This window comes from Bathymodiolus heckerae thiotrophic gill symbiont, from assembly GCF_900128515.1.
Taxonomy (GTDB): domain Bacteria; phylum Pseudomonadota; class Gammaproteobacteria; order PS1; family Pseudothioglobaceae; genus Thioglobus_A.
In genome coordinates, this window is sequence record NZ_FQTP01000052.1 from 1 (window position 1) to 10869 (window position 10869).

The 10869-nt window shown below is 36.4% G+C and carries 16 protein-coding genes, 1 other RNA gene and 1 pseudogene; 14 read left to right on the plus strand and 4 right to left on the minus strand.

Going from position 1 to position 10869, the window contains the following annotated elements; translation table 11 throughout:
* A partial coding sequence (locus BTHERMOSOX_RS07205; protein ID WP_171004690.1) for a DNA cytosine methyltransferase occupies positions 1–220 on the plus strand: 220 nt, incomplete at its 5' end.
* Positions 217–1302 (plus strand): restriction endonuclease, SacI family, encoded by a 1086-nt coding sequence (locus tag BTHERMOSOX_RS07210; RefSeq protein WP_138120424.1) that lies wholly within the window; start codon positions 217–219, stop codon positions 1300–1302. The genes BTHERMOSOX_RS07205 and BTHERMOSOX_RS07210, both read left to right, overlap by 4 nt.
* Here the strand turns inward: BTHERMOSOX_RS07210 and BTHERMOSOX_RS12065 are convergent.
* Complete coding sequence (locus BTHERMOSOX_RS12065; protein ID WP_138120437.1) at positions 1299–1424, minus strand: helix-turn-helix domain-containing protein; 126 nt, start codon at positions 1422–1424, stop codon at positions 1299–1301. The two genes, BTHERMOSOX_RS07210 and BTHERMOSOX_RS12065, sit on opposite strands and share 4 nt — an antisense overlap.
* Before the next feature lie 208 nt (positions 1425–1632).
* On the opposite strand from BTHERMOSOX_RS12065, the gene BTHERMOSOX_RS07220 reads away from it, so the two are divergent.
* Genes BTHERMOSOX_RS07220 through BTHERMOSOX_RS07255 form a run of 8 tightly spaced genes read left to right on the plus strand, consistent with a single transcriptional unit; the run spans position 1633 to position 7722 of the window.
* Positions 1633–2172, plus strand: a complete 540-nt coding sequence (locus BTHERMOSOX_RS07220) for a magnesium chelatase subunit ChlI family protein (protein WP_138120425.1) — start codon at positions 1633–1635, stop codon at positions 2170–2172.
* Between the two features lie 4 nt (positions 2173–2176).
* Positions 2177–2917, plus strand: coding sequence for a 1-(5-phosphoribosyl)-5-[(5-phosphoribosylamino)methylideneamino]imidazole-4-carboxamide isomerase (hisA, locus tag BTHERMOSOX_RS07225; protein ID WP_138120438.1), 741 nt, complete (start codon positions 2177–2179; stop codon positions 2915–2917).
* Positions 2917–3213 carry an RnfH family protein gene (locus BTHERMOSOX_RS07230; protein ID WP_138120426.1) on the plus strand — a complete coding sequence of 99 codons (297 nt, stop codon included), beginning with the start codon at positions 2917–2919 and terminating at the stop codon, positions 3211–3213. The genes hisA and BTHERMOSOX_RS07230 overlap by 1 nt, the downstream gene beginning before the upstream one ends.
* A gap of 38 nt (positions 3214–3251) precedes the next feature.
* Positions 3252–4100: a CorC family transporter gene (locus tag BTHERMOSOX_RS07235; RefSeq protein ID WP_138120427.1), complete on the plus strand. Its 849-nt coding sequence runs from the start codon at positions 3252–3254 to the stop codon at positions 4098–4100.
* The gene (locus tag BTHERMOSOX_RS07240; RefSeq protein ID WP_138120428.1) at positions 4100–4933 is read left to right on the plus strand and encodes a sulfite exporter TauE/SafE family protein; all 834 of its coding nucleotides are present in this window, start codon (positions 4100–4102) and stop codon (positions 4931–4933) included. The genes BTHERMOSOX_RS07235 and BTHERMOSOX_RS07240 overlap by 1 nt, the downstream gene beginning before the upstream one ends.
* 4 nt (positions 4934–4937) lie before the next feature.
* The gene (gene pmbA / locus BTHERMOSOX_RS07245; protein WP_138120429.1) at positions 4938–6251 is read left to right on the plus strand and encodes a metalloprotease PmbA; all 1314 of its coding nucleotides are present in this window, start codon (positions 4938–4940) and stop codon (positions 6249–6251) included.
* The gene (locus BTHERMOSOX_RS07250; protein ID WP_249360642.1) at positions 6251–7399 is read left to right on the plus strand and encodes a UbiH/UbiF/VisC/COQ6 family ubiquinone biosynthesis hydroxylase; all 1149 of its coding nucleotides are present in this window, start codon (positions 6251–6253) and stop codon (positions 7397–7399) included. The genes pmbA and BTHERMOSOX_RS07250 overlap by 1 nt, the downstream gene beginning before the upstream one ends.
* A 53-nt stretch (positions 7400–7452) precedes the next feature.
* Positions 7453–7722 carry a gamma-glutamylcyclotransferase gene (locus BTHERMOSOX_RS07255; RefSeq protein ID WP_249360643.1) on the plus strand — a complete coding sequence of 90 codons (270 nt, stop codon included), beginning with the start codon at positions 7453–7455 and terminating at the stop codon, positions 7720–7722.
* A 5-nt stretch (positions 7723–7727) separates the two neighbouring features.
* Here the strand turns inward: BTHERMOSOX_RS07255 and BTHERMOSOX_RS07260 are convergent.
* A pseudogene (locus BTHERMOSOX_RS07260) lies at positions 7728–7847 on the minus strand (5-formyltetrahydrofolate cyclo-ligase); the annotation flags it as partial.
* Between the two features lie 107 nt (positions 7848–7954).
* Here BTHERMOSOX_RS07260 and BTHERMOSOX_RS07265 point away from each other — a divergent pair.
* Positions 7955–8236, plus strand: a complete 282-nt coding sequence (locus BTHERMOSOX_RS07265; protein WP_138120432.1) for a type II toxin-antitoxin system prevent-host-death family antitoxin — start codon at positions 7955–7957, stop codon at positions 8234–8236.
* Positions 8236–8532, plus strand: coding sequence for a type II toxin-antitoxin system RelE/ParE family toxin (locus tag BTHERMOSOX_RS07270; protein WP_138120433.1), 297 nt, complete (start codon positions 8236–8238; stop codon positions 8530–8532). Before BTHERMOSOX_RS07265 ends, BTHERMOSOX_RS07270 begins: the two co-directional genes overlap by 1 nt.
* A gap of 46 nt (positions 8533–8578) precedes the next feature.
* On the opposite strand, the gene BTHERMOSOX_RS07275 is transcribed toward BTHERMOSOX_RS07270, so the two are convergent.
* Both BTHERMOSOX_RS07275 and ssrS read right to left on the minus strand, forming a co-directional pair.
* On the minus strand, positions 8579–9130 hold the full coding sequence (locus BTHERMOSOX_RS07275; RefSeq protein ID WP_138120434.1) for a 5-formyltetrahydrofolate cyclo-ligase: 552 nt from the start codon (positions 9128–9130) through the stop codon (positions 8579–8581).
* Between the two features lie 33 nt (positions 9131–9163).
* Positions 9164–9376: non-coding RNA, 6S RNA (gene ssrS, locus BTHERMOSOX_RS07280), on the minus strand.
* A gap of 117 nt (positions 9377–9493) precedes the next feature.
* Between ssrS and BTHERMOSOX_RS07285 the strand changes: the two genes are divergently transcribed.
* Complete coding sequence (locus tag BTHERMOSOX_RS07285; protein ID WP_138120435.1) at positions 9494–10501, plus strand: thioredoxin family protein; 1008 nt, start codon at positions 9494–9496, stop codon at positions 10499–10501.
* Positions 10502–10503: 2 nt separating this feature from the next.
* On the plus strand, positions 10504–10869 hold a 366-nt coding region (locus BTHERMOSOX_RS07290), incomplete at its 3' end, for a LysE family translocator (RefSeq protein ID WP_138120436.1).

Genomic DNA, 10869 nt, shown 5'->3' on the forward strand with positions numbered 1-10869 from the left:
AGAATCATCAGGTAGATTTTGGATTATGTTAGAAGATGGAAGAGTAAGGAAGATGACAGTAAATGAATGTTTCAGAATCATGGGCTTCCCTGAAAAATTCAAAAAACCTGTGCCAACAGGTAATTTATATAAACAAATTGGAAATTCTGTTTGTGTTCCAATGGTAAAAGATGTTGCTACTTGGATATTGGATGACTTTAGTGAGGTGATATTTCAATGAATATTTCTAAATATAATATCCAAGAATTGTTTGAAAATTCTATCTTGTCAGATTATAAGTTAGACAAAGATATTAAGGGATGGTTAGATACAATAATTCTATTTGGTGAAAAACAAAAGGGAGTTTTAACTGTCATTATAACAGGTTTGGTATATAAGCATTTTCATCCTAAACAAGATGTCAGGAAACATCAAAGCAGTATGCCAGACGGTTATTCTGGTAGAACATTTGATACAAAATATATAACTCCTTTCATGAAGAAGAATCAATTTCCTTCTATGGCTGAATCTGGTTGGCTAACGAGAAGTCTAGAACAGGCTACGCCTTATGTTAAAGGATATACTGGAAGTATTAGCGATAAAGGATTGAAAGACGCATTTTTGAATCTTTACAATGCTATAGAAACTGAAAATTGTATTGATGATATTTTGGCATATCTATTTATTGGTTTAGTGTCAAAACGAGATAAACAAAATATAGTTTTATCAGTTCCTGCTAATTTAACTATTAGCGAAACATTAAAACTTATAAAAGACCATATTGATTTTCCCTATAAGAATGTATCAGGCGCATCAAGACTTCCCAATCTTGCAATTTACTCGGCATATGAATCTATTTTTGGAAATGACAATGGAAGATATAAAGATAAATTTTTATGTAATTTGGATTCACACACGGCTTCTGATAAATCTACAGGTTCTATTGGTGATGTGCAAATAAACTATTCAAATGGAAAACCATTTGAAGGTATTGAGATAAAAGATAAAAAAATATCAATTGATATGCTTGACACGATATATTCAAAAATACAGGAGCATAGCACTGTTTCAAGATATTATTTATTATCAACATATGACGATGAATTAGAGTTAGATATTTTAAATAAAAAAATTATGCAAATTCGTTCAAAACATGGTTGTGATGTGGTGGTTAATGGTGTTTATACAACCTTAAAATATTTTTTGAGATTAAGTAATACAGATTCTTTTATTTCAAGCTATGCTGAACAAGTTTCTAAAGATAAAGCACTAAAATATGAGCATCGTGAAGCATGGAATAAGCTATGTGGAACACTGAATTAATTAAAACATAAAAAATATTTTAATTTCATAACTATTTTTTCCGATGGCTTCCTCTCTCCACTTTCCCAAAATTTAACAGTGGTTGGATCAACTTTTAGAAGTTGCGAAAATTGTTTTTTGATTCAGTCCTTGGTGGAGTCTATGGAGTTTAATTTTTTCTGCTAGAGTAGTAGGTGGTTTTTCTATTGGACAGTAAGTTAAAAATTCCATAATCTTTGGATAGTATTTTGCAGGAATATTTTTAGTGCTATTCTTTTCCCAATTAACTATTGTAAAATTATCAGTTCCTATGATTTTTCCAACCTTTTCTTTTTAATATGGTCGCCCAGTGTGATTAATTCTTTAGGCATACCTGCAATAGGCTTTGGAACAACAAATACGAGGGAGGGCAACAAGGCACAGAAACCCTGCCCTTGCGGATATTATGGCGATGGCACGACCAAATGTCATTGCACTAGAGACCAAATAGATAAATACAAAAACAAAATTTCAGGGCCATTGTTGGATCGTATTGATATGGTTTTAGATGTGACACCCTTGCTTAAAGAGGTGTTACTATCCCAGCAAAATGAGAACATAGAAAATAGTGAAACAATCAGAGCTCGCGTACTTGATTGTTATAATAGGCAGCTGCAAAGACAAGGTAAATTAAACGATCAGCTTAATACTGATGAAGTAGATAAATTGATTGTTTTGAATGCCGATAATAAGCAACTATTAGAAAGTGTGATTGATAAATTACAACTTTCAGCAAGAGCTTATCATCGAATTTTAAAAGTGACTAGAACCATTGCTGATTTAGATCATTCTCAGGTTGTTGAACAGCAGTATTTGATTGAAGTAATTGGGTATCGTCGACATAATGGATAAAAAAATGGTAATTATTCCCGCAATTGATTTAAAAGATGGACAATGTGTACGCCTAAGACAAGGTTTAATGGATGATACGACCGTATTTTCAGACAATCCAGTTGAGATGGCGGCCCAATGGGTTAATCAAGGTGCTAAGCGCTTACACTTGGTGGACCTTAATGGCGCCTTTGAAGGCAAACCTATTAACGCTTCTAGTGTGACTGAAATTACCAAAGCATTTCCAAATTTGCCAGTGCAAATTGGCGGCGGTATTCGTGACATGCAAATTGCCAATACTTACATTGAGGCAGGTATTAGCTATTTGATTATCGGCACAATGGCAGTAACACACCCAGAGTTTGTCTCTGAGTTATGTCGTGAATTTCCTGGAAAAATCATTGTTGGCTTAGATGCAAATAATGGCTTGATAGCAACAGAAGGTTGGGCTAAGCAAACAGATTTACACGTGGTTGATTTGGCTAAAAAATTCGAACAAGATGGTGTTAGTTCGATTGTTTATACCGATATTGCCCGTGATGGTATGATGCAAGGTGTGAATGTTGAAGCCACGGCAGATTTAGCCAAGCAAACTTCGATTGATATTATTGCCTCAGGCGGCATTACTAATATGGATGATATTACCAACTTATTAACAGTTACACACCACGGCATTGGTGGCGCAATTACCGGTCGAGCTATTTATGAAGGTACGCTTGATTTTGCCAAAGCGCAGCAATTGTGTGATCAGCATCAGCAAGGCTAATGAATATTGAAGTTGCTTACGCATTAGAAAAAAAACAAACCTTATTAAGCTTAGAGGTGGACGAAGGTATTAGCTTAAAGCAAGCTATTGAAAATTCGGGCATCTTAGTGCTTTATCCACAAATCGATTTAAGCAAAGATAAAACTGGAATTTTTGGAAAAATTGTCAAACTAGATGCAATATTGCGTGATAAAGATCGAGTAGAAATCTATCGACCACTTATTGCTGACCCTAAACAAGTGCGAAAAGAGCGTGCTGCTCAAGGCAAAAAAATGCGTAGTAGCAAAAAATCCTAATTTTTGGTAAAATAGCGCTTTAATTTAAAAAATATTACATGAGCGAAGATCAACCTCCGTCGACACAGCCTTTCTTAAGAAGATTGCTCAAACAGTTTTTTCACACACCAATAAATTCTAGTGATGCACTTTTACAAGCGCTAAAAGAAGCCGAAGAAAGCCACATTATTGATTCTCATAGTCGTAGCATTATCGAAGGCACATTGCAGCTTGAAAATATGGAAGTACGTGATGTTATGGTGCCAAAGTCAAAAATGGTTACTATTGAGCATAATGCAAAAACCAAAGAGTTGCTCGACATTATGATTAAATCAGCACACTCCCGTTTTCCAATTATTGATTCAAGTCGCCATAAAATTCAGGGCATTGTTCTTGCCAAAGATTTATTAAGTTATTTAGCGGGCGATAAGCGCCATGACTTTAACTATAAAGAATATTTACGCAGTGCAATTTTGGTGCCAGAAAGCAAAACATTGGGCGCCTTACTTAGAGACTTTCAGCAAAAGAAATCACACATGGCAATTGTAATGGATGAATATGGGGAAATTGCTGGCTTGGCCACTTTGGAAGATGTGCTGGAACAAATCGTTGGTGAAATTGAAGATGAACATGATCTAGAAGAAGACAATATTATTGATTTTGGCGATGGGCGTTTCTTGCTTAAAGCCAATACACCAATTGAAGAATTTAACGAATTTTTTAAAGTAACTCTAAGAGTTGACAATGTTGATACGGTAGCTGGTTTTGTTATTACTGGCTTTACTCGATTGCCAGAACAGATGAATGAAATTAATTTACAGGGTTTTAAATTTAAAGTATTAAAAACAGACTCGCGCCGTATTCATTTGCTAGAAGTTGAGTATTTAAATAACAAAAAAGAGAATTAATGGATATTTTACTGAGTGTTTTTTTAATGGGCTTACTAGGTGGTGTACATTGCTTAGGAATGTGTGGCGGTGTGGTTGCTATGTTGACGGCAAGTCTCGATTCAGACGTTAAATCCAATCCCAAAAAAGTGGCATTATTCCATCTTAATTATAATATTGGTCGAATTTTGAGCTATATTTTAATGGGCGTTGCTTTTGGTTTGTTGGGTGCGATATTAACACAAACATTGCAAATGAGCCTTGTTGATAAATCCCTGAGAATTTTTTCAGGGGTGCTGATGGTAATGGTGGGCTTGTATATTGGTGGTTGGTCATCCGGTATTCAAATATTAGAAAAAATTGGTGCAAAATTTTGGGTAATTCTACAACCGCTAACCAAACGTTTTCTACCAGTTAAAAATCTAAAAGGCGCTTTTTTTACAGGATTATTGTGGGGTGGAATCCCTTGTGGTTTGGTCTATGGCGCCTTGAGTTTTGCTATTATGTCTGGCTCAGCTGCCGATGGCGCACTGATAATGCTAGCATTTGGCTTAGGTACATTGCCTAGTTTATTACTGATGGCGAGTTTATCTACTCAGTTAACACGTTTTGTTCAAAAAGCATTTGTTAGGAAATTGTCAGGCTTGCTGATTATTGGTCTAGGCGTAGCGGCATTATGGATGCCTATTAACTCTATGATTAATGGGAAGCCACATGGGCATAATAATACCCAACAGCATAAAATGAATGCACCTCAGCCTAAGACACATAAGATGCAACTAGATGGCCCTATAAAAACACCATATGGTTTAAATAATTTCCCAAAACCAACTGATTTAGATTATCTAACTTAACACTATGTCATTAGAAAACACCGCACAACTGGCCATAGAATTATTAAAAAAACACGATATTAGTGGCTATGAGATTTCCCTTAGTTCGAGTTCTGGTGTCTCTACAGCAGTACGATTAGGCAAGGTTGAAACGCTAGAGTATCACCTAGATAAAAGTTTTGATATTAATGTCTACATGGGCAATTCTAAAGGCCATGCATCGAGTGTTGATCTGAGCGATAACGGCATCCTAAAAACCATTGAGTCAGCTTGTTTAATTGCTAAATATACTCAAGATGATCCGTTTAATGGTTTGGCGCCAAAAGAATTAATGGCATTTGATGTCCCAGATTTGGATATGTATCACCCTTGGGCACTTGATCCAAGCCATAGTATTGATCTGGCAACACAATGTGAAGCGGTTGCATTAGAGCAGAATAATATCAATAATTCTGATGGCGCTGAAGTATCAAGCTTTCAAGGCGAAGGCTTATATGCCAATTCAAATGACATGATGAGCGTACAAAAGGGCGCTAAACATTCGCTGAGTTGTAGTGTTATTGCTAAGCAAGATAAAGACATGCAAACAGCTTATGAATATACTGCAGCATTAGATGCGCAAGATTTAGAAGCGCCAGAAGCTGTTGGGCAAAAAGTGGCAAAACTAGCAAACGATAAATTAGGCGCTCGGTCACTATCTTCGCGCAAATGTTCAGTCATTTTTTCACCACGCTTATCAGGCGGACTGTTCTCACAATTAATTAGTGCCATCAGTGGTGCGAAGCAATATAAAAAATCAACCTTCTTGCTTAATAGTATTGATCAGATTGTATTGCCAGAAACCATTAGCGTGCTTGAAAATCCTTTTGCTTTAAAGACCATTGGTGCTAAAGCATTTGATCGAGATGGCGTGCTAAAAAGAAAGCAATATTTTGTTGAAAATGGACAAGTGAAAAGTTATGTTCTAAGTCAATATTCGGCCAATCAACTTGGTTTGCAAACCACGGCTAATGCTGGTGGTGTTAATAATCTAATCATTGAACATCAGTTTGAGGGTGGACTGGATCAGATGATTAAAAACATGGATAAAGGTTTACTGGTAACAGAGCTAATGGGTCAAGGTGTCAATACCACAACGGGTGATTATTCTCGCGGCGCTTTGGGATTTTGGGTGGAGCATGGCGAAATTCAATACCCGGTATCGGGCGTTACCATTGCCGGTAATTTAAAAGACATGTTGTTAGGTATTGAGCACATCGGCACCGACGTAGATCATCGTAATAATATCAAAGTAGGCTCTATCATGATTAATCAAATGACCATTGCTGGAGAAGATTGATGAAGTACGACATAATTATTAACGGCGGCGGCATGGTTGGTCAAGCGTTTGCACTTAGCATGGCACATACAAATTACAGTATTGCTATTATTGAACCGAACAACGCCAATCCAACATTAAACGATGAGTTTCATACGCGCGTTAGCGCCATCACCCCAAAATCAGAACAACTGCTTAAAGACATTGGCGCTTGGGGTTTAATCAAGCGCAAGCATGCTTTTACTAGTACATCAGTTTGGGATCAAAATTCACACGGTGCTTTAGAGTTTCATGCTGAAGATGAAGGTATAGAGCATTTGGGTCATATTATTGAAAATGACGCCATTCAATCGGCTTTATTCTCAGCGCTTGAAAAAACCGATATTATCTTTATTAAAGCCAAACTTGAAGATATTAAAAAAACACCAGACGGTTGTCAAGTGATACTAGATAACGGTGATCAGCTTGAATGTAGCTTACTCATTGCGGCTGACGGCGCAAGATCACGCATTAGAGAATTATCAGCCATTGAATTTAGTCAGCATGATTATCAACAAAAAGCCATTGTTTGTAATATTGAATCTAACAATGGGTTTAAAAACACCACTTGGCAGCGATTTTTATCAGACAGTATTATTGCTTTGTTGCCACTCGGTGAGTGTCAAGCCTCAATTGTTTGGTCAGCTGAAAATTCATTAGCAGATGAGCTGATACAACTCTCTCAACAAGAGTTTGTCAAGCGTCTGTCAGCTGGTGTGGAATATCGATTTGGTGAATTTAAAGTGGTGAGTGACATTCAAGCCTTTCCACTGATTGAGCGTAGTAGTCAAGAATATGTTAAAGAAAATTTGGTTTTAATTGGTGATGCTGCGCATAATATTCATCCACTAGCAGGCCAAGGAGTAAACCTTGGCTTTGCAGATGTTATTGAATTATCAAATCAATTACAATCAACTTCAAAACTACTTGGTGATTATTCTGTATTAAGGCAGTACGCCAGAGCGCGTCGATTGGATAACGAACTCATGGCAAAAACCATGACAGGGCTAAACTGGATTTATAAAGAAAACAACGAGCCACTCAGATGGCTGCGTGGTTTTGGCATGAATCTTATTAATGATAATCCCACTTTAAAATCATTCTTACAAAAGCACGCGTTAGGCAGTTAAAACCATGCAAGAAAAGTTATTTGTTTACGGTACATTGGGGCCAGGATAACCAAATGAAAAGGTGCTTAGCTTGTATTGGCGGAACTTGGCAATCAGCCTCTGTAATGGGAAATTTATCATTTGAAGGACGGGGTTCTGACATGGGCTATCCTGGCTTAAGGCTTGATACTAATGGTGAAAAAATTAATGGGTATGTGTTTAGTTCAAATAATTTATCTAATCATTGGGATAAATTTGAAGGTGATGAATATCATCGTACCATGATTAAAGTAAATAGTAAAAGTGAAGGCCTAATTAACACCTATATTTATGTGCTAACTTAGTAATATTATTGATAAATAGTGCCTGGCGTTATAATTGCATCTAAAGACACATCCCAATCTTGTGCTTCTAATTGCTTAACTTGTTGACAATCAAATGCAAGACCAATTAACATTGGTTTTTTTGCTAGTTTCTTGCTCTTTTTAAAGGCTAACGTGCGACGTTATATAGCAAAATCACACAAAGCGTATATTGTACGATATAATGTACAAATATAACTTTGGAGTGATAAAGATGCAAAGATTAAGAATAGGGCAAGATATTCGCCCTCTCTCTGAATTTAGAGCAGGTGTGGCAACTTTCTTCAAGCAAATTCAAGAAACCAAAAGACCTTTAATAATTACACAACATGGTAAAGGCGTGGGAGTTGTGCTTGGCGTTGAAGAATATGAAAAAATGCAAGAAACAATAGAGCTTCTTCAGGATGTTCAAAAATCAATTACCCAAATAAATAATGGTGAAGGGGTAGAGCATAATAAAGCTAAAAAACTTGTTTTAAGCAGACTCGGTAGTTAATGGAAATTGAGTGGTCGCCGTTAGCTATAGAAAGAGTAATTGAAATGGCAGAGTATATTGCCTTAGATAAACCTGATGTGGCTATGCAATGGGCTAATGATATATTTGATTCAACAGATAAATTGATGGAACATCCGAGGTCAGGGAGAATTGTTCCAGAAATACAAGAAGATGATTACAGAGAATTAATTGAAGGTAATTATCGAATTATTTATTTGATTGGCGTTTCAAAAATATCCGTTTTAACTGTTCGTCACGGTAAGCAACTTTTGTCTGTTGAAGATTTGACACCATAATGGTAGGTTTCTTTCAATCGCTCACCTTTTAGCAAGACTATATAATTCAATAGATTTTACTCGGAGTAGTGATAGCATCAAGTGGCACATCCCATTCTTGCACTTCTAGCTTCTCAACTTGTTGACAATCAAAAGCTAAGCCAACAATTTTAGGATTTTTTGCTGTTTTTTGCTGTTTTTTAAAGGCTAATGTACGGTCGTAGTAACCACCACCCATGCCAATGCGATTTTTATCTGCATCAAAACCTACCAATGGTATAAATAGGATATCGAGCTGTTCTGCGCTGATAATATCAGTAGAAACTGGCTCTGGAATGCCATATTGATTATTTCTGAAATTTTCACCTATTTTTGCAAATTCAAGACTTTTGCCGACTAATATTGGTAAATAAGTGCTTACTTCTTGTTTTTTTAAGAAGTTTTGTATGTATTTGGTATCAATTTCACCATCATTTGGCAAATAAATTGCAATTTTTTGGCCATGTTGAAAATTTACGATTTTTTGTACTTGCAATAAAAGGCTTTTGGCAAAAGAAATCCGATCGACAGAGGTGATGTCGCGTCGTTGTTGTCGAAGGAGTTGGCGTAGTGCTTTCATATTTGCATTAAAGGCGTTCTGTGGCCGAAGAATTCAAAGTCCGTTGTACCGTGTTGGCAGAAACCTGAACCAGTAAGGTTCAAGGCGGAAATTCGAAGATTACCGCAGGTTTCCCACTTCAAGCGTCCCAAAGCAGTACTCGGGGAGTGCGAGGTGGGCTTGCACAATAGCAATCTATCTCATATCCTTAGTTGTTTATTTATCGGCTCAGGGGATATTAGCCAATCACAAACACAACAGACAAATATTATTATCACCTTTTGCAATGAAAATAACGTACTTTTTATAAAAATATACTGATATACATGCTGATAATAAGAGTAATATTTAAAAAGTTGTGTCTTTTAAATAGGGTTGTTTGTTATGTTAATGCGTCAATTTATATTCGTTATCGGGTTAGTTTTTTTATCAGTTTTTTCTGTGCAAGCAGAATCGGGCAAAATTACGGGCGGCAGTCAATATGAAATCCCCTCTTGGTTTACCGATAGTTTTTTAGATATTGCTGAAGACGCCGAGGATGCACTGGATGAAAACAAAATGGTACTGTTGTATTTTCACTTAGATGGCTGTCCTTATTGTGATGCAATGCTGGCACAAAATTTTAAAAATGGTGAAAATCTAGAATTTATTAAAAAGAATTTTTTGGTGATTGCGGTTAATATCAAAGGTGCGCGAGAAATCACCATGAGTGATGTTGAAACCAAGACAGAACAAGAATTGAGCCAACTACTAAAAGTACAATACACACCAACTATTGTTTTTATAGGTGAAGATGGCAAGCAAGCATTTAGAACCAATGGCTATCGAAATCCTAAAGCATTCCGCTCTGTACTTGAGTATGTGGCTAGTAAGTCTTACAAGAATAATACCTTGTCAGACTACATTGAAAAACAAAAAAATACTTCTGACTATGTATTTGCCAAACATGGTTCTTTGCAAAAACTAACGTCATTGCAAGATATTGACAAGCCTGTTGTGCTTTTATTTGAAGATAAAGACTGCTCGGCTTGTGATGATTTTCATCAAAATTTGATCAATCGAGCAGATGTTAAAGCAGAATTAGATAAATTTATCTTTGTACGATTTGACGCCTATTCAGATCAACAAATTATTGATTTCGATGGAAAAATAACATCTCCTAGGCAAATGGTAAAAGACTATGATCTTAACTACCGACCTGGAGTGTTGCTATTTGATGAGGGTGAGTATATTTCGAAAATTGATGGAAAGCTTTATAGCTTCCACTTTAATACAATGCTACGTTATGTGAGTGGCAAGCACTATCAACAGCATGAAATATTTAGTGGTTATTTGAATGAACGACAAACCGAGTTATTAGAGCAGGGCATTAATATCAGCATCGTGGATTAAGTATGAGTTTTGAACAGTATTTGGTATTTTTGGCAATCACTCTGGCATGGATGTTTGCACCTGGGCCAGCAACATTGTTTTCTATCAATAATGGTATTCGCTATGGCGCAAAAAAAGCGGTGCTAGCTACGTTTGGAAATGTTTTAGCTTTTCAAGTGCTTGTTTTATTGAGTATTCTGGGTTTAGGTGCTGTATTGGCCGCATCTACAGTAGCCTTTCAAGTATTAAAAATAATAGGTGCATTGTATTTGGTTTATTTGGGTTTTAAGCTATGGACGGCGCCTATTATTGCCTTTAAAGAAAGTGACGAATTTAGTCAACAGGAAGTTAGTCAGTCTGTTCTTTTTAGGCGTGCATTTTTAATCACT

Coding starts and splice junctions, on each gene's coding strand:
- BTHERMOSOX_RS07285 (WP_138120435.1), top strand. CDS start 9,494: ATGTTAATGCGTCAATTTATATTCGTTATCGGGTTAGTTTTTTTATCA.
- BTHERMOSOX_RS07210 (WP_138120424.1), top strand. CDS start 217: ATGAATATTTCTAAATATAATATCCAAGAATTGTTTGAAAATTCTATC.
- BTHERMOSOX_RS07240 (WP_138120428.1), top strand. CDS start 4,100: ATGGATATTTTACTGAGTGTTTTTTTAATGGGCTTACTAGGTGGTGTA.
- BTHERMOSOX_RS07265 (WP_138120432.1), top strand. CDS start 7,955: ATGCAAAGATTAAGAATAGGGCAAGATATTCGCCCTCTCTCTGAATTT.
- BTHERMOSOX_RS07255 (WP_249360643.1), top strand. CDS start 7,453: ATGAAAAGGTGCTTAGCTTGTATTGGCGGAACTTGGCAATCAGCCTCT.
- BTHERMOSOX_RS07230 (WP_138120426.1), top strand. CDS start 2,917: ATGAATATTGAAGTTGCTTACGCATTAGAAAAAAAACAAACCTTATTA.
- BTHERMOSOX_RS07275 (WP_138120434.1), bottom strand. CDS start 9,130: ATGAAAGCACTACGCCAACTCCTTCGACAACAACGACGCGACATCACC.
- BTHERMOSOX_RS07270 (WP_138120433.1), top strand. CDS start 8,236: ATGGAAATTGAGTGGTCGCCGTTAGCTATAGAAAGAGTAATTGAAATG.
- pmbA (WP_138120429.1), top strand. CDS start 4,938: ATGTCATTAGAAAACACCGCACAACTGGCCATAGAATTATTAAAAAAA.
- BTHERMOSOX_RS07250 (WP_249360642.1), top strand. CDS start 6,251: ATGAAGTACGACATAATTATTAACGGCGGCGGCATGGTTGGTCAAGCG.
- BTHERMOSOX_RS07235 (WP_138120427.1), top strand. CDS start 3,252: ATGAGCGAAGATCAACCTCCGTCGACACAGCCTTTCTTAAGAAGATTG.
- hisA (WP_138120438.1), top strand. CDS start 2,177: ATGGTAATTATTCCCGCAATTGATTTAAAAGATGGACAATGTGTACGC.